The organism is Nocardia sp. NPDC004722 (assembly GCF_053601505.1).
In genome coordinates, this window is the sequence record NZ_JBSGBY010000116.1 from 1 (window position 1) to 16,903 (window position 16,903).

Genomic DNA, 16,903 nt, shown 5'->3' on the forward strand with positions numbered 1-16,903 from the left:
GTCGCCATCGAGGGTGGCGAATCCCTGACCGCGCGCTACCTGATGACCGCCACCGTGCCACGGTCGCCTGGCGCAACATGAACACCGGTGCCGCCGGCGAATATCGAGTTCCGATCTTGGCCGGGTTCTACGGCAGCGAGCACTACGCCTTGTTCCAGGACACCGGGCCGGGCCACATCGTCGTCACCGTCTACACCGACATGCCGAACATCCCGGCGCAGAGCGCCTTCGACGTGCCGGGCTGAGCCGCCCGCGTTGTGAGTGAGCGATATCCCACAGCTCATTGGTTGGGATTCGGGCACACCGGATGTTCGACCCGCCACACCGCCGTCGTAAATTCGAAGAGGATCACCCCAGCAAAAAAGGAGTCCTCATGGCTGAGGCCGTCATCGTTTCGTACGCCCGCTCGCCCATCGGCCGCGCTGGCAAGGGTTCTCTGGTGAGCATGCGCCCGGACGACCTCGCCGCGCAGATGGTGCGCGCCGCGCTCGACAAGGTGCCTTCGCTCTCCGTCTCCGACATCGACGACCTGCACCTGGGCTGCGGTCAGCCCGCCGGTGAGGGCGGCTTCAACATGGCGCGTGCCGTGGCCGTCCAGCTCGGCTACGACACCCTGCCGGGCGTCACCGTCAACCGCTACTGCTCGTCCTCGCTGCAGACCACCCGGATGGCGTTCCACGCCATCAAGGCCGGTGAGGGTGACGTGTTCATCTCCGCCGGTGTGGAGACCGTCTCGCGCTTCCCGAAGGGCACCGCCGACGGCTGGCCCGACACCCACAACGCGCTGTTCACCGACGCCGAGGCCCGCACCAAGGCCACCGCCGAGTCCAACGCCACCTGGACCGACCCGCGCGAGGAGGGCATCCTCCCGGACGTCTACATCGCCATGGGTCAGACCGCCGAGAATGTCGCCACCTACACCGGCATCTCGCGTGAGGACCAGGACCACTGGGGTGTGCGTTCGCAGAACCGTGCCGAGGAGGCCATCAAGTCCGGCTTCTTCGAGCGGGAGATCACCCCGGTGACCCTGCCCGACGGCACCGTCGTCACCACCGACGACGGCCCGCGCGCGGGTACTTCCTACGAGAAGATCTCGCAGCTCAAGCCGGTCTTCCGCCCGGACGGCACCATCACCGCCGGTAACGCCTGTCCCCTCAACGACGGTGCCGCCGCCCTGGTCGTCATGTCCGACACCAAGGCCAAGGCGCTCGGCCTGACCCCGCTGGCCCGCATCGTGGCCACCGGCGTCTCCGGCCTGTCCCCGGAGATCATGGGTCTCGGCCCGATCGAGGCCGTGCGCAACACCCTGAAGAACGCCAACATGACCATCGGCGACCTCGACCTGTACGAGATCAACGAGGCGTTCGCCGTGCAGGTTCTGGGTTCGGCTCGCGAGCTGAACATGGACGTGGACAAGCTGAACGTGTCCGGCGGCGCGATCGCGCTGGGCCACCCCTTCGGCATGACCGGTGCCCGCATCACCGCCACGCTGATCAACAACCTGCAGACCCACGACAAGCAGTTCGGTCTGGAGACCATGTGCGTCGGCGGCGGCCAGGGCATGGCGATGATCATCGAGCGTCTGAGCTGACGCTCTGAACTCGATTGGGCCGCACGACCAGAAGGTCGTGCGGCCCAAGTCGTTTGGGGGAAGGGTGGGGGTTACCCCCACACCCCCAGCGGGGGCAAGCCCCCACACCCCAGGCGTCGCGGCAACACCCACGCCCCCGGCGTTGGGGCCGGATGCGATATCGCTCAGGCGTCGAGGTCGGAGGCGACGAGACCGGCGATCTTGTCCAGGGCGGCCTGGTCGTCGCTGGTAATGACGACTTCGGTGCCCTGGGTGGCGCCGAGGGTCATGATCATGAGGGCGGAGGCGGCGTTGATCGGGGAGCCGCCTACGAGGGAGAGGGTGATGGGGACGCCTGCGGCCGCGGCGGATTCGGCGATGAGGGCGGCGGGGCGGGCGTGCAGGCCGACGGACGAACCGACGACGACGGTGGTGGTGGGCATGAGCGACTCCTTAGAGGTGGGGAGGGTTATGCGGCTACGAGATCCGCTGGAGATGCTTTGGCGGCGGGGGCTTTTCGGAGTTGCTTCGCTGCGGTGACGCAGGCCGCGCCGACGATGGTGCCGAGGGCGAGGGCGAGCAGGAAGCCCGCGATGCCGCCGACGGCGAAGAAGACGAAGATGCCGCCGTGGGGGGCGCTCAGGGTGGTGCCGAAGGCCATGACGAGGGCACCGGTGACCGCGCCGCCAGCCATCATCGAGGGGATGACGCGCAACGGGTCGGCTGCCGCGAAGGGGATCGCGCCCTCGGAGATGAAAGATGCGCCGAGGAGCCAGGCGGCCTTGCCGTTCTCGCGCTCGGCGGTGGTGAAGAGCTTGGGGCGCACGGTGGTTGCGAGGGCCATGGCCAGCGGCGGGACCATGCCTGCCGCCATGACGGCGGCCATGATCTTCAGCGACGCGGTGTCGTTCACGTTGAGACCGGCGACGGCGAACGCGTAGGCGGCCTTGTTGACCGGCCCGCCCAGGTCGAAGCACATCATCAGGCCGAGGATGATGCCGAGCAGGATGACCGAGGTGCCGGTCAGGCTGTTGAGCCAGTGGGTGAGGCCGCTGGTGACGGCCGCGAGGGGCTTGCCGAGCACGATGAACATGAGCATGCCGACGACCAGGGATGCGAACAGCGGGATGACCACCACCGGCATCAGGCCGCGTGCCCACTGCGGCACACCGAGTTTCGCGATCCACAGCGCCGCGAAACCGGCGATGAGACCGCCGACCAGACCGCCCAGGAAGCCCGCGCCGACGAAGACGGCGACCGCACCGGCGGTGAAACCCGGTGCGAGACCGGGCCGGTCGGCAATGGCGTAGGCGATGTATCCGGCCAGCGCCGGCACCAGGAAGGAGAATGCGAGCGACCCGATCTGGAACAGCACCGCACCCAGGTAGGTGGCCAGCCCGCCCGAGGGCAGGTCGGTGATCGAGTTGTCCAGCACGATCGTCTTGGCGCTACCCGCGATCTCATACCCGCCGAGCAGGAACCCGAGCGCGATCAGCAGCCCGCCCGCCGCGACGAACGGGATCATGTAGCTGACACCGGTCAGCAGAATCTGCCGCAGTCGCGTTCCCCAGCCGAGCGACCCGGAATCCGCTGCGGCGGAACCTTTCTCTGTCCGCACCGTTCCAGCGACAACGGCAGCGCCGGGATCCTTCGCCGCCGCCAGCGCCTCGGCCACCATGACATCGGGCTCATTGATGGCCCGCTTCACGCCCGATTCGATGACCGGCTTCCCCGCGAACCGTTCGCGCCCCTTCACCCCGACATCGGTGGCGAAGATGACCGCCTCCGCCAGATCGATATCGGCAGCGCTCAAAGGCGTACTGCCGCTGGACCCCTGGGTCTCCACCCGTACCGTCACCCCGGCCCGCTGCCCCGCGGCGACAAGGGAGTCGGCCGCCATATACGTGTGCGCGATACCGGTCGGACAGGCTGTCACGGCGACGAGGGTGCGCGGCGATGTAGTCGAATCAAGCTGCGGAACAGCCGCTCCGCCCCGTTCAGCGGGCTCGCCAGCGCCGACCGACGCCGCACCGCGCTTTGCCGGTAAACCCTCGCCTGCGCCCGAAATCCCGTCTGCTCCAGCCGAATCCCGCCCAGTAGCCGCCGAAGAACCGGCGGTCGCGGGAGAGCCTCCGCTGGTCCCGGGCGAAGCTCCAGCCGTCGCTGTCCGGGCTCTGCCGGTCGCCGCCGAGTTCTCGCGCGCGCTCCCGGCTTGAGCGGCACCGGGATCTTGCTGTGCGCGTTGGATTCCGACCGGGGCTCCGCCGGAATGACCGGGTGCGGCAGCGGCCGGAGTTCCGAGGTTTGTGGGCGGAGTTCCGGCTTCCACGGCCGGGGGTTCGGCCTCGGTGGGCGATGCCGGGGCCGCCTGCGGTTCGACGACCTCGCGGACCAGGCCGACGATCTCGGTCGGGGTGGCGGCCGCGCGCAAGGCTGCCAGGAACTCGGGTCGGACCAATGCTCGGGCCAGGGATGAAAGCAGTTTCATGTGCTCCGCGCCCGCGCCTTCGGGGGCCGCGATGAGGAAGACCAGGTCGGCGGGGCCGTCGGGTGCACCGAAGTCGGCCTTGCGCGCCAACCGAGCGAAGCCGAGCGACGGCAGTGCGACGGCGGCGCTGCGGCAGTGCGGAATGGCGATCCCGCCGGGAAGTCCGGTGGCGGACTGGCTTTCGCGCGCGAGCGCAGCGTCGCGGAGGTCCGCCGCCGAGGTGGCGCGACCTGCATCGGTGAGGCGTTGCGCGAGTGACCCGATCACGTCGGCTGGCTCGGCGCCGAGGTCGGCGTCGAGGGCGATCAGGTCGGTGGTGATGATCGGGTCGGACATCGCGGGTCTTTCAGTGGTGGGGCTGGAAATCCAGGGCCGTGACCTGCACGGCGCCGGGGTCGGTGTGGTGCGGGCCGGGCAGGCCGGTCCCCGGGAGGGCGGCGGCGGCGCTGCCGTAGGCAACGGCGCGACGCAAACGGTCCTGTGGCGCTTCGTGGTCCAGGTCGGCGAGCAGGTAGCCGGCGAGGGCGGAATCGCCCGCGCCGACGGTGCTGCGCGCGGTGATGGCGGGTGCGGTGGCGTGCCAGGCCCCGGCGGCGGTGACCAGTACGGCTCCGGCCGCGCCGAGGGTGGCGAGCACGGTTTCGACGCCGCGCGCCACGAGCACCGACGCCGCACGGGCGGCAGCGCTGGGATCGTGCAGTTCCTCTGGGTCGCCGCCGGTGAGCTGTGCCAGTTCCTCGGCATTGGGTTTGATCAAATGCGGTGCGGTGGAATCGAACTGCTCGGCCAGGGCCAGCAGTGGACCGTCGGAGGTGTCCACCGCAACCTTGATGCGGGACTCCGGTCGGCGCAGCCGCCGCAGCAGCTCCACGTACCAGTCGACCGGCACCGCGGGCGGCAGCGAACCGGACAGCACCACCCAGGAGGCATCGGCCGAGAGCTCGACGAGCAAGTCCGCCAGGGTATTCAGCTCGGCAGCCGTCAAGGGCGTGCCCGGCTCATTGATCTTGGTGGTGGTGCCGTCGGCTTCTGTGAGCGTGATATTCGTGCGGGCCAGGCCACCGCACGGCACCGCCCGATAGTCGAGGCCGGTCTCACTGAGCGCCCGCAGCAGCGGATCACCCGGATCCCCCGGCAATACCGCGACGGTGCGCGCCCCTGCCCCCGCCACGACGCGAGAAACGTTGACGCCCTTGCCACCCGGGTACGAGGTGGCCGCGCGCGCCCGTTGCAGGTCGCCGCGTCGCAGCGGCTCCGACAGCGCGACGGTGTGGTCGATGCTGGGATTGGCGGTCAGCGTGACGATCATGCGGTCACCACCTCGATACCGAACTCGGACAACTCGTTTCGCACCGCGGGCAGCAGCTGATCGTCGCTGACCAGCACGTCGATATCCGCGATGGCGGCGAATCGGACCAGGTCCTCGCGCCCGATCTTGCTGGAGTCGGCGACCACGACCACCCGGTGCGCGCTGGCGACCATGGCCCGCTTGACCGCCGCCTCGTCGGGGTCGGGCGTGGAGAGCCCGTGCCCGACGGTGAGCGCGTTGGTCCCGATGAAGGCGACGTCGACCCGCAGGTCACCGAGCATGCGCTGGGTGTCCGCGCCGACGGCGGCCTGGGTGACGCCGCGCACCCGACCGCCCAGCAGGTGCAGCCGGACCCCGGCGGCTCCGCTGAGCCGGGTCGCGATCGGCAGCGAGTTGGTGATGGCCACCAGCTCCCGGTCGGCGGGCAGTTGCGCCGCGATGCGGGCCGTGGTGGTTCCGGCGTCGAAGAGCACGCTGCCGCCGGTGGGTGGCAGAAAGGCCAACGCGGCCTTGGCGATCCGGTCCTTCTCCCCGGCCCGGGTGTGCTCGCGCTCCCCCGTGCCGAGCTCGATGGCGGTGAGGGCGGCGGCCGGTACCGCGCCGCCGTGCACCCGGCGGACCAGCCCGAGCCGGTCGAGGGCGGCGAGGTCGCGGCGCACGGTCTCGGTGGTGACCTCGAACTGTTCGGCCAGTTCGAGCACCGAGACGCGACCGCGCTGCCCGATCAGCGTCGCGATCGCCTGCTGCCGCTCCTCGGCGTACATCCGCACCTCCGCACTTCGTTGTTGACTTATGTTGTTTTATGCCCGTTTATGTTGTTTTGTCAAGAGACCAAGGCTGCCAGCGGGTAGCCGACGGCCACGGCCACGGCGGTCGTGACGAGACCCGGCAACATGAAGCTGTGGTTGAGCACCAACTTGCCGAACCTGGTGGTGCCGGAGTGGTCGAAGTTCACCGCCGCGATGCTGGTCGGGTAGACCGGCAGGATGAACAGCGCACACAGGGCCGGGAGCATGGCGACCAGGTGCGGGGCCGAGATGCCGAGCGCGAGGCCGAGCGGCAGCATGATCTTGGTGGCCGACGCCTGACTCAACACCAGCGCCGAGACCAGCGCGAGCACGACGGCGAACAGCCAGGTGTGCTGCTTGGCCAGATCGCCCAGGTTGCCGACGATCATCGTCTCGTTGGATTTGATGAAACTGTCGCCCAGCCAGGCCAATCCGAAGACGCCGACCAGTGCGACCAGACCCGCCTTGGCGACCGGGGTGCTCGGAATCTTCGGGGCCGACACCTTGCACACCAGGATGATGACGGCGGAGGTCGCGAGCATCAGCACCTCGATGGTCTCGGGCATGCTCAGGGTCTTGCCGTCCGCGCCCGGGGGACGCAGGCCGGGGAAGGCGCCCGAGATCACCACGGCCAGCACGCCGATGAGGAAGATGAGCGCGGAAAGCTTTGCGGTGCGCGGCAGTTCGGGCCGATCGGCCGGATTCGCGTTGACCGGCTGCAATTCTCCCGACGCCAGGCGACGCTGATACTCCGGATCGTCCGCGAGGTCCTTGCCGCGACGGCACACCGACAGCGAGCCCGCGACTAGGCCGATCAGCACCGAAGGAACGGTCACCGCGAGGATTTTCACCATGCTCCAGCCGTCGGGTCCGAGCACCACGACCGCGGCGGCCATGGCGGCCGAGACCGGGCTGGCGACGATCGCCGATTGACTTGCGATGGCGGCCATGGAGATCGGCCGTTCCGGCCGCACCCCACCCTCCCGCGACACCTCGTGAATCACCGGTAGCAGCGGGTAGAGCAGGTGGCCGGTGCCCGCGCCGATGGTGAACAGGAACACCACCACGGGCGCGACGAAGGTGATCCGTTTGGGATTCTTGCGGATCATGCGTTCGGCGATGCGCACCATGTAGTCCACGCCGCCCGCCGCCTCCATGGTGGCCGCCGCGATGACGACGGCCAGGATGATGAGCAGCACGTCGACCGGTGGTGACGTGGGTGCGACGCGAAACACGCTGGCGAGCACGACCACACCCACCGCGCCCCACACGCCGAGTCCGATGCCGCCCACGCGCGATCCGATCAGGATCGCGGCGAGCACCACCGCTAACTCGAGAAGCATCTGAATCATGAGAACAACCGCCTCGGTAATTATCTCAATCCGTCATGAGTCGTGGGACAAATGCCCTCACTATCTGGTTCGACTCGAAATGTCAGATCGATTTGATCAATAATTTTGCCGACGGTTTGCTCCCGTAGAAGAGATTAGCCCCATCGAAGTAGGAGTCAACGTGGACACCTTGTCCGACATGATCGAGACCACCTCGATCGCCACCGGCATCGACGTCGAGGACCTACAGGCCCTCACGGCGGTCGCTCAATACCGCGAATACCCTGCGGGAGCGGTGATCTTCCACGAGTCCACCCCGCGTGACTGGTTCGGCATCGTCACCCGCGGCCGCATCGAAATGGTGACCGGTCTCACCGGGCACGAGACCGAACTCGGCACTGTCCGTGCGGGCGGGATGATTTCGGAGATGACGCTGCTGGACGGCGGCACCCACATGGCGACCGCGCGCACCGCCGGAGGCGCGGAAGTGCTCATCGTCACCCGCGAGGCCATCGAGGAACTCTCCGCCCGCGAGCCCGAGCGCTACCACCGCATCGTGGCGCGCGTCGCGCAGCTGGTGGCCGCCCGGCTGCAGTCGGTGTCGAGCCGCCTGGCCGAGGCCGTGGTCGCCCAGGGCGCGGTGGGAGGCATTCGGCGCGAACATGATTCGCTCGGTGAGCGGGAGATCCCCGCCGAGGCGTACTACGGCGTGCAGACCCTGCGCGCCCTGGAGAACTTCCAGATCTCGGGCATCAAGCTGCGCAAGTTCGGCCACCTGGTCGACGCGCTGGCCTATGTGAAAAAGGCTGCGGCCCTGGCCAATTACGAGCTCGGCGCGCTGGATGTGGAGAAGGCCGAGGCGATCAGCCTGGCCTGCGACGAGATCCTGGCCGGAAAACTGCACCGCGACTTCATCGTCGACATGGTGCAGGGCGGTGCGGGCACCTCGACCAATATGAACGCCAACGAGGTGATCGCCAATCGCGGCCTCGAGATCATGGGACACGGCAAGGGTCAGTACCAGTTCCTGCACCCCAACGACGATGTGAACTGCTCGCAGTCCACCAACGACGTGTACCCGACCGCCGTGAAGCTCGGCGTCTACCTGTCCCTGCAGGACGCCGCCGAGGCGCTGGCCGAACTCCAGAAAGCCTTGCAGGCCAAGGCCGCCGAGTTCTCCGATGTCATCAAGATGGGTCGCACCCAGCTGCAGGACGCGGTGCCGATGACCCTGGGTCAGGAGTTCGGCGCGTACGGCGTCATGGTCGGCGAGGCCATCGCGCATCTGAAGCGGATCTCCGAGGACCTGCTGGTCACCAATATGGGCGCGACCGCCATCGGCACCGGCATCACCTCCCCGCCCGGCTACGCCGAGCTGTGCGCGGCCAAGCTGGCCGACGTCACCGGCCTGCCCATCCGCTCGGCCGCGGATCTGGTCGAAGCCACCCAGGACTCGGGCGATTTCGTGGCCGTGTCGGCGACCATGAAGCGCGCCGCCGTGCAGCTGTCGAAGATCTGCAACGACCTGCGGCTGCTGTCGATGGGTCCGCGCGCGGGCCTGGCGGAGATCAATCTGCCTGCCATGCAACCGGGTTCGTCGATCATGCCCGGCAAGGTAAACCCGGTCATCCCCGAGGTCGTCAGCCAGGTCTGCTTCCAGCTCATCGGCTACGACATGACGGTCACCATGGCCGCCGAGGCCAGCCAGCTGGAACTCAATATGGCCGAGCCGATCATGGCCTATGACCTGCTCATGGGCACCCTCATGCTGCGCAATGCCGCGGTGACGCTGACCAATCGGTGCATCACCGGCATCACCGCCAACCGCGAGCGTTGCCGGGAGCTGGTCAACAACAGCATCGGTCTGATCACCGCGCTGGTCCCCGCGCTCGGTTACGAGGAGGCGGCCTCGATCGCCAAGGAGGCGTTGAAGACCGGCGGCAGCGTCTACCAGCTGGTGCTGGCGCGCGGCGCGCTCACCCAGGAGGCGCTCGACGAGCTGATGCGCCCCGAGAACATGACCGCACCCCGGGCGCGCACGCTGTGACTTCGACACCCGAGCGGGAGCGCACTCGCGCGCAGATTCCGCAACGCACACTGCGAGTGGACAATTGGCTGGCACAGCCGATCGTGACGGCGTCGATCCTGTCGGCGTTCATCGTCTACGCGGCGTACGTCATCCTGGCCAACGACCACTACGCGTCGGGACCGTACCTCTCGCCCTTCTATTCGCCGAACCTGACCGATGTCGGCATGCACGGCTGGGGCTGGGTGAGCTGGCCCGCCTGGATCACCCCGTCGATCCTGATCATCTGGATTCCCATGGGTTTCCGGTTCACCTGCTACTACTACCGCAAGGCCTACTACCGGGCCTTCTGGCAGTCGCCGACGGCGTGCGCGGTGAGCGAACCGCACAAGAAGTACACCGGCGAATCGCGCTTCCCGCTCGTGTTCATCCAGAACATGCACCGCTACTTCTTCTGGCTGGCGGCACTGTTGAACGTGGTGCTCACCTACGACGCCGTCATCGCCTTCCGCGATTACGACGGCCGTTGGGGCCATATGGGTTTGGGCACCGTCGTGCTGATCGTGAATGCCGCCCTGCTGTGGATGTACACGCTGTCCTGTCACGCCTGCCGTCACGCCGTCGGCGGCCGTCTCAAGCATTTCTCCAACCATCCGATCCGGTACCGGCTGTGGACCTGGGTGAGCCGGATCAACCCGCACCACCAGCGCATGGCCTGGATCTCGCTGATCTGGGTGGCGTTCACGGACGTCTACGTCCGGCTGCTCTCGATGGGAGTCATCAGTGACCTTCGATTCTTCTGACACACCGATCCGCCACGAGTACGACGTGGTGGTGATCGGGGCGGGCGGCGCGGGACTGCGCGCCGCCATCGAGGCCCGCACCCGCGGCCTGCGCACCGCCGTCATCACCAAAACCCTACTGGGCAAGGCGCATACGGTCATGGCCGAGGGCGGGGCCGCCGCGGCCATGGGCAACGGCAATCCGAAGGACAACTGGCAGGTCCACTTCCGCGACACCATGCGCGGCGGCAAATTCCTCAACGACTGGCGCATTGCCGAACTGCACGCCAAGGAGGCACCGACCCGGATCTGGGAGCTGGAGCACTGGGGCGCGCTGTTCGACCGCACGAAGGACGGGCTGATCTCGCAGCGCAACTTCGGCGGCCACGAGTATCCGCGGCTCGCGCATGTCGGCGACCGCACCGGGCTGGAGGTGATCCGCACCCTGCAGCAGCGCCTGGTCGCCCTGCAGCGCGAGGACGCCGAACAGTTCGGTGATCCCGAGGCCCGGCTGAAGGTGTTCGACGAGACCACCATCACCCGCCTGCTCACCGACGGCGGCCGCATCTCCGGCGCGTTCGGATACGTCAGGCAGACAGGCGAATTCGTGGTCTTGACCGCGCCGACGGTCATTCTGGCGACCGGCGGGCTGGGCAAGATGTTCACGGTCACCTCCAACTCCTGGGACTACACCGCCGACGGCCACGCCCTGGCCCTGCGCGCGGGCGCGGAGCTGGTGAACATGGAGTTCATCCAGTTCCATCCGACCGGCATGGTGTGGCCGCCCTCGGTGCGCGGCGTGCTGGTCACCGAGGGGGTGCGCGGTGACGGCGGCGTGCTGCGCAACAGCGAGGGCCGTCGCTTCATGTTCGACTACATCCCGGAGGTGTTCCGGGCCATCTACGCCGACAACGAGGACGAGGCCGACCGCTGGTACACCGATCCCGAGCACAACCGGCGGCCACCGGAACTGCTACCGCGTGACGAGGTGGCGCGGGCCATCAATTCCGAGGTGAAGGCCGGTCGCGGTTCACCGCACGGCGGCGTGTTCCTGGATGTCTCCACCCGGATGACGCCCGAGGAGATCCGGCGGCGGCTGCCCGCCATGCACCACCAGTTCGCCGAACTGGCAGGCGTGGACATCACGCTGGAAGCGATGGAGGTCGGGCCCACCGCGCACTACGTCATGGGCGGCATGCGCGTGGACGCCGACACCACCGCCACCACGGTGCCCGGCCTGTTCGCGGCCGGGGAGTGCGCCAGCGGCATGCACGGCTCGAACCGGTTGGGCGGCAACTCCCTGTCCGACCTGTTCATCTTCGGCGCCCGCGCGGGCGCCGGAGCGGCGGAATACCTTGCCGCGCTGGCCGATTCCCGGCCGGTCGTGCACGAAGAGGCGGTCACCGCGGCACTCGCCGAGGCCCTCGCGCCCTACCACAATGAAGACGGCGAGAACCCCTACGAAGTGCATCAGGCCCTGCAACGCGTCATGACCGAGCTGGTCGGCATCGTGCGTGACGGCGACGAGCTCACCAAGGCGCTCGGCGAACTGGAACTGCTGCGCGAGCGCGCGGAAAACGTTCGGGTGCAGGGTGATCGGACCTACCACACCGGCTGGCATCAGACCTTCGACCTGCGCAATATGGCCCTCATCGCCGAATGTGTGGCGCGCTCGGCCCTGGAGCGCAACGAATCTCGCGGCGGACACACCCGCGGCGACTTCCCCGCCATGGATCCGTCCTGGCGCGGCGTCACGCTCACCTGCCGCGATCACGACGGCCGCGTGCACCTCTCGCGCCGCATCGCACCGCCCATGCGGGCCGATCTGGTGGCCCTGTTCGAACCGGATGAGCTGCGCAAGTACTTCACCGAATCCGAACTGGTCCAGCTGGGAGTGAACCGATGAAAAAGACAGTGACCGTGCGGGTCTGGCGCGGCGACGGCGGACGCGGCGCGCTCGAGGACTATCAGGTCGAGGTGAGCGAGGGCGAGGTGGTCCTCGACGTCGTACACCGGCTCCAGGCCACACAGTGCCCGGACCTGTCGGTCCGCTGGAACTGCAAGGCGGGCAAGTGCGGTTCCTGCTCGGCGGAGATCAACGGCTTCCCCCGGCTCATGTGCATGAGCCAGGCCGCGCAGGCGGTGGTCGACGACGCCATCACCATCACCCCGTTGCGCGCGTTCCCGGTCATCCGCGACCTGGTCACCGATGTCTCGTTCAACTACATCAAGGCCCGGGAGGTGCCGCCGTTCCAGCCCGACCCGGCGATCAAGCCGGGCGAGTACCGGATGATGCAGGAGGATGTGCAGCGCAGCCAGGAATTCCGCAAATGCATCGAATGCTTCCTGTGCCAGAACACCTGTCACGCGATTCGCGACCACGAGGAGAACCTGCACGCCTTCGCCGGGCCGCGTTTCCTCATGCGGGTGGCGGAATTGCAGATGCATCCCGCCGATGAGCTGGACCGCCGCAAGCTGGCCCAGGACGAACTGGGCCTGGGCTACTGCAATATCACCAAGTGCTGCACCGAGGTCTGCCCGGAACACATCAAGATCACCGACAATGCGCTGATCCCGTTGAAGGAGCAGGTCATCTCGCGCAAGTACGACCCGCTGGTCTGGCTGGGCAGCAAGCTGCTGCGCCGGGAACACCTGGAAGCCAAGCACATTCCGGGGACCGCGTTACCTGGCAGGTAATCGACTTCGTTCCCCCGGGGCGGAAATATCGAGGGCAGCACAGCAATCCCGGATGAGGAGCCCGAAATGCCCGCCTACGCCATCGCCACCCTGTGGGACGTCGACGTGAACGCCGAAATCGTCGAATACCTCGAGCGCATCGACGCGACCTTGGAACCGTTCGGCGGCAAGTTCATCGTGCACGGCGGCCCCCGCCAGCGGGTGATCGAGGGTCCGGCGAACGCGAACGTGATCGTCATCGAGTTCCCGGACTACGAGGCCGTCAACGGCTGGTACGAGTCGGCGGCCTACCAGGAGATCCTGCCGCTGCGGACCCGGAACTGCGCCAGCGTCGCGCTGCTCACCGACAACTGCGGCGAGAACCACGTCGCGACCGACGTCCTGAAGGAGGTGGTGAGCAACGATTGAAGGCTCTCAGGCTGGCTACACAGCAGTGGGCGGGCACCGGATTCGGTGCCCGCCCACGTCAGGTATTCAGCTGTGCGTCAGCCTTTTCCGGCGACTAGCGGTCGCCCTGGAAGTAGCTCAGCAGGCGCAGGATCTCGAGGTACAGCCAGACCAGGGTGACGGTCAGGCCGAAGGCCACGCCCCAGGCCGCCTTCTCCGGAGCCTGGGCCCGGATGAGCTGGTCGGCGGCGTCGAAGTCGAGCAGGAAGCTGAACGCCGCGACACCGATGACCACGAGGCTGAAGATGATCGACATGGTGCCGCCCGAGCGGAGCCCGAAACCATCCGGAGTGAAGAAGCCCGCGACCAGATTGCCCAGCATCAGCACACCGACACCAATCAGCGCGCCCACGACCATGCGGGTCAGGCGCGGAGTGACGCGGATCGCGCCGGTCTTGTATACGACCAGCATGCCGAAGAACACACCGAAGGTGCCCAACACGGCCTGCGCGATCAGGCCAGAACCGCTGGTGCCAGCGATTTGTCCGGTGAACAGGAACGAGAACGACCCGAGCAGCAGACCTTCCAGCGCCGCGTAGCTCAGCACCAGGGCCGGGCTGTACTTCTGGCCGAAGGAGATGACCAGGCCGAGAACCAGGCCACCGAGGCCGCCGACCAGCAGGAACGGCAGGGCCAGTGCGTGATTGCTCGCGGTGAGCGCGTAGGACACGATCGCCATCAGGCTGACCACACCGAGGGTGATGCCGGTCTTCTGCACCACGTCGTCGATGGTCATCGGGCGGGTGGTCGGGATGGCGGGCTGGTACGGCTGCTGGCCGTAGCCCGGGTACTGCGGCGGCTGCTGGCCGTAGCCGGGCTGCTGCGCGTACGGATCGGCGGGGAACTGTCCGGCTCCAGGTGCCTGGCCGAAGCCGGCGTAGCCACCCTGCTGCGGCTGCAAGTTCCGGAAAACCGGGTTGGATGTGGAGCGCACTGTGCGTCCCTTTCTGGAGTCGCGGCTCACGTAGGTCGTGGCCTGTGAAGCTACTCGTCCAACGCGCTATGGGGGCTCAGAGTTCCCGAACCCCCATAGATCGGACTAACTGGACTTTACCTGAGCTTTACCGAACGCGCCGCTCGCCGAGCGCCCGTCAGCCCAGCTGACTCATCACCCGATGGGCGATCAGCTCCAGGTGATCCAGATCCGACAGATCCAGAATCTGCAGGTAGACGCGGCTCGTACCAGCGATTTCCGCGTAGCGGCCGATCTTGTCGACCACCTCGTCGGGGCTGCCCGCCAGGCCGTTGGCCTTCAGTTCCTCCACCTCGCGGCCGATCACCGCCGCCCGCTTCGCCACCTCGGCGTCGGATTCGCCGACGCAGGCGACGAGCGCGTTGGAGAAGGTGATGTCGAGGGGATCGCGTCCGGCGTCCTTGGCGGCCTTGCGGACTCGCTCGAACTGCTCGGCGCTGGCCTCGGGCGACTGGAACGGCACATTGAACTCGGTGGCGTACTTCGCCGCCAGACGCGGGGTGCGCTTGGCCCCCATGCCGCCGATGATGACCGGCATCCGCGACTGCACGGGCTTGGGCAGCGCCGGGGATTCTTTGAGCGTGTAGTGCTCGCCGTCGAAGCAGAACGTCTCCCCCACCGGCGTTTTCCACAGCCCGGTGACGATGGCCAGCTGCTCCTCGAAGCGCGGGAACTTCTCGGCCGGGAACGGGATGCCGTAGGCGGCGTGCTCGGCCTCGAACCAGCCCGCGCCGAAACCGAATTCGACGCGGCCGCCGGACATGGCGTCGACCTGCGCCACCTCGATGGCCAGCACGCCCGGGTGGCGGAAGGTGGCCGAGGTGACCAGGGTGCCCAACCGGATGCGGCGGGTCTCGCGGGCCAGGCCCGCGAGGGTGATCCAGGCGTCGGTGGGGCCGGGCAGCCCGTCGCCGTCGCCCATCTTCAGATAGTGGTCGGAGCGGAAGAAGGCGTCGTAGCCGAGGTCCTCGGCGGTCTTGGCGACGGTGCGGAGAGTGTCGTAGGTCGCGCCCTGCTGGGGTTCGGTGAAGATTCGAAGATCAATTCGTCCCATGGGTCCTATTGTTCGGCGTCGTGCAGACCGCGGACCGAGCGGGTCACCGTGAACTTGCGATTGCGGCCCATCACATCGGTCTTGCCGACCATGCGCTCCATGACGCCCCGGTAGTTGAGGTGCGTGTTGTAGACGGTCCACAGTTCGCCGCCGGGCCGCAGCACGCGGCCGGTCTGCTGGAACATCTTGATGGCCGAACCGGTGTGCACGGCCGCGCCCACATGGAAGGGCGGGTTGCACAGCACCAGGTCGGCGCTGTTGTCGGGGGTGGCGGACATGGCGTCGTCCTGCAGCACCGTGACCCGGTCGGCGACGCCGTTGACGTCGGCGGTGGCGCGGGCGGAGGCCACCGCGGCGGCGGACTGGTCGGTGGCGGCGACCCGGATGCCGGGCCGCGCCTTGGCCAGGGCGACCGCGAGAATGCCCGTGCCGCAACCCAGATCGATGGCGTCGCGGGCGTCGGGCTTCATGCGCTTGAGGTAGTCCAGCAGGAAGCGGGTGCCGATATCGAGGCGGGGGCCGGAGAAGGCGGCCCCGTGCGCGACCACGTCGAGATCCAGGTCGTCGAGCCGGTTGCGGATCGGAAAGCGGGGCTCGCCAAGGGGTTTGGGGTCGGCGGCGAGCAGGATTCGGGACTTCTGGCGGCCGCGGCTGGCGCGCACCGAGCCGAAGGATTCGGCGAGCACCTCGTTCATGGCCGGGGTCAGGTACTTGTCGCGGCCACCGGCGAACACCTCGACCTCGGGCGCGGCGTAGCGGGCGATGGCCTCGGCGGTCTCGGCGAGGCCGGACAGGGCGCGCGGCAGCCGCCACAGCACCACGCGCACGTCGCCGAGTAATTCCGGACCCAATTCGCGGGTGGTGAAACGATCGGAAAGTCCGACAATTCGGGCATTATTGGCGAGCGCCAATTCGCCGGTCAGCAAATCCTGATGCACGCGCACGCCGCGCAGTTCGTGCGCGGCGATCGCGCCGAGCGTCAGCGCGCCGTATCCGTCGTCGATCACGGCGACCCGGCCGTCACCGGCGGTCGCCAGCGAATCCGCGGCGACATCCAGCATGAACCGGTCCGCGGCGTCCACCGCGTACAGGTTCACCGCTTCCACATCCGGATACCGGCGCAACCGGCGCAACACGTCCTCGACCTCAACCACACCTACAGTGTGCTAGATCATTGCCGCACTATTCCATTCGGCACGGCCGAGAGGGTTTCGGCGGAATGGAATTGGCCCGGCGCTATTCTGCGACCTGACAAAACAGCTACCGATTCGGTTCACGCCGAATGGCTTTCCGGATTGCCGTCGCTTCGCCCGGGCATGACCGCGGCCGCGCCGATCAGGATCACCGCCATGGCCGCCACCCCGACGAACACCAGGTGCACGGCGGGCGCGAGCTGCGCGGCGGCCGGATGATCGACCTTGCCGAGGCGCGCGTTGAC

The 16,903-nt window shown here is 67.8% G+C and carries 14 protein-coding genes and 2 pseudogenes; 8 read left to right on the forward strand and 8 right to left on the reverse strand.

Features of this window, described 5'->3' with window-relative positions; genetic code table 11:
* Together ACWELQ_RS14255 and ACWELQ_RS14260 are read left to right on the forward strand one after the other, a co-directional pair.
* A pseudogene (locus tag ACWELQ_RS14255) lies at window positions 1-245 on the forward strand (hypothetical protein); the annotation flags it as partial.
* Between the two features lie 128 nt (window positions 246-373).
* Window positions 374-1,591 (forward strand): acetyl-CoA C-acetyltransferase, encoded by a 1,218-nt coding sequence (locus tag ACWELQ_RS14260; RefSeq protein ID WP_452397474.1) that lies wholly within the window; start codon window positions 374-376, stop codon window positions 1,589-1,591.
* A gap of 164 nt (window positions 1,592-1,755) precedes the next feature.
* Here the strand turns inward: ACWELQ_RS14260 and ACWELQ_RS14265 are convergent, their stop codons facing one another.
* Genes ACWELQ_RS14265 through ACWELQ_RS14285 form a run of 5 tightly spaced genes read right to left on the reverse strand, consistent with a single transcriptional unit; the run spans window position 1,756 to window position 7,498 of the window.
* Window positions 1,756-2,013 carry an HPr family phosphocarrier protein gene (locus tag ACWELQ_RS14265; RefSeq protein WP_452397475.1) on the reverse strand — a complete coding sequence of 86 codons (258 nt, stop codon included), beginning with the start codon at window positions 2,011-2,013 and terminating at the stop codon, window positions 1,756-1,758.
* Between the two features lie 26 nt (window positions 2,014-2,039).
* Window positions 2,040-4,394 carry a fructose-specific PTS transporter subunit EIIC gene (locus ACWELQ_RS14270; protein ID WP_452397476.1) on the reverse strand — a complete coding sequence of 785 codons (2,355 nt, stop codon included), beginning with the start codon at window positions 4,392-4,394 and terminating at the stop codon, window positions 2,040-2,042.
* Between the two features lie 10 nt (window positions 4,395-4,404).
* Window positions 4,405-5,367, reverse strand: coding sequence for a 1-phosphofructokinase family hexose kinase (locus ACWELQ_RS14275; RefSeq protein ID WP_452397477.1), 963 nt, complete (start codon window positions 5,365-5,367; stop codon window positions 4,405-4,407).
* On the reverse strand, window positions 5,364-6,131 hold the full coding sequence (locus ACWELQ_RS14280) for a DeoR/GlpR family DNA-binding transcription regulator (RefSeq protein ID WP_452397478.1): 768 nt from the start codon (window positions 6,129-6,131) through the stop codon (window positions 5,364-5,366). Before ACWELQ_RS14280 ends, ACWELQ_RS14275 begins: the two co-directional genes overlap by 4 nt.
* A gap of 59 nt (window positions 6,132-6,190) precedes the next feature.
* Complete coding sequence (locus tag ACWELQ_RS14285; protein ID WP_452397479.1) at window positions 6,191-7,498, reverse strand: anaerobic C4-dicarboxylate transporter family protein; 1,308 nt, start codon at window positions 7,496-7,498, stop codon at window positions 6,191-6,193.
* Window positions 7,499-7,685: 187 nt separating this feature from the next.
* On the opposite strand from ACWELQ_RS14285, the pseudogene ACWELQ_RS14290 reads away from it, so the two are divergent.
* The 6 genes and pseudogenes from ACWELQ_RS14290 to ACWELQ_RS14315 all read left to right on the forward strand — a co-directional run.
* Window positions 7,686-8,006, forward strand: a pseudogene (locus tag ACWELQ_RS14290) (cyclic nucleotide-binding domain-containing protein); the annotation flags it as partial.
* Window positions 8,007-8,126: 120 nt separating this feature from the next.
* Window positions 8,127-9,533: an aspartate ammonia-lyase gene (locus ACWELQ_RS14295; RefSeq protein WP_452397486.1), complete on the forward strand. Its 1,407-nt coding sequence runs from the start codon at window positions 8,127-8,129 to the stop codon at window positions 9,531-9,533.
* A complete protein-coding gene (locus tag ACWELQ_RS14300) occupies window positions 9,530-10,315 on the forward strand; it encodes a hypothetical protein (protein WP_452397480.1) in 786 nt (261 codons plus the stop codon). Before ACWELQ_RS14295 ends, ACWELQ_RS14300 begins: the two co-directional genes overlap by 4 nt.
* Window positions 10,296-12,200 carry a fumarate reductase/succinate dehydrogenase flavoprotein subunit gene (locus ACWELQ_RS14305; RefSeq protein WP_452397481.1) on the forward strand — a complete coding sequence of 635 codons (1,905 nt, stop codon included), beginning with the start codon at window positions 10,296-10,298 and terminating at the stop codon, window positions 12,198-12,200. The genes ACWELQ_RS14300 and ACWELQ_RS14305 overlap by 20 nt, the downstream gene beginning before the upstream one ends.
* Entirely contained in the window at window positions 12,197-12,991 is a 795-nt protein-coding gene (locus ACWELQ_RS14310) for a succinate dehydrogenase/fumarate reductase iron-sulfur subunit (protein ID WP_452397482.1), read from the forward strand. Before ACWELQ_RS14305 ends, ACWELQ_RS14310 begins: the two co-directional genes overlap by 4 nt.
* Before the next feature lie 66 nt (window positions 12,992-13,057).
* Window positions 13,058-13,399 carry a DUF1330 domain-containing protein gene (locus ACWELQ_RS14315; protein ID WP_452397483.1) on the forward strand — a complete coding sequence of 114 codons (342 nt, stop codon included), beginning with the start codon at window positions 13,058-13,060 and terminating at the stop codon, window positions 13,397-13,399.
* A gap of 94 nt (window positions 13,400-13,493) precedes the next feature.
* Here ACWELQ_RS14315 and ACWELQ_RS14320 read toward each other — a convergent pair whose 3' ends face one another.
* From ACWELQ_RS14320 to ACWELQ_RS14330, 3 genes are all read right to left on the reverse strand, one after another.
* On the reverse strand, window positions 13,494-14,372 hold the full coding sequence (locus tag ACWELQ_RS14320; RefSeq protein ID WP_452397484.1) for a Bax inhibitor-1/YccA family membrane protein: 879 nt from the start codon (window positions 14,370-14,372) through the stop codon (window positions 13,494-13,496).
* Window positions 14,373-14,529: 157 nt separating this feature from the next.
* On the reverse strand, window positions 14,530-15,456 hold the full coding sequence (locus ACWELQ_RS14325) for an LLM class F420-dependent oxidoreductase (protein WP_452397487.1): 927 nt from the start codon (window positions 15,454-15,456) through the stop codon (window positions 14,530-14,532).
* Window positions 15,457-15,470: 14 nt separating this feature from the next.
* Window positions 15,471-16,619 carry a class I SAM-dependent methyltransferase gene (locus ACWELQ_RS14330; RefSeq protein ID WP_452397485.1) on the reverse strand — a complete coding sequence of 383 codons (1,149 nt, stop codon included), beginning with the start codon at window positions 16,617-16,619 and terminating at the stop codon, window positions 15,471-15,473.
* Window positions 16,620-16,903: the final 284 nt, after the last annotated feature.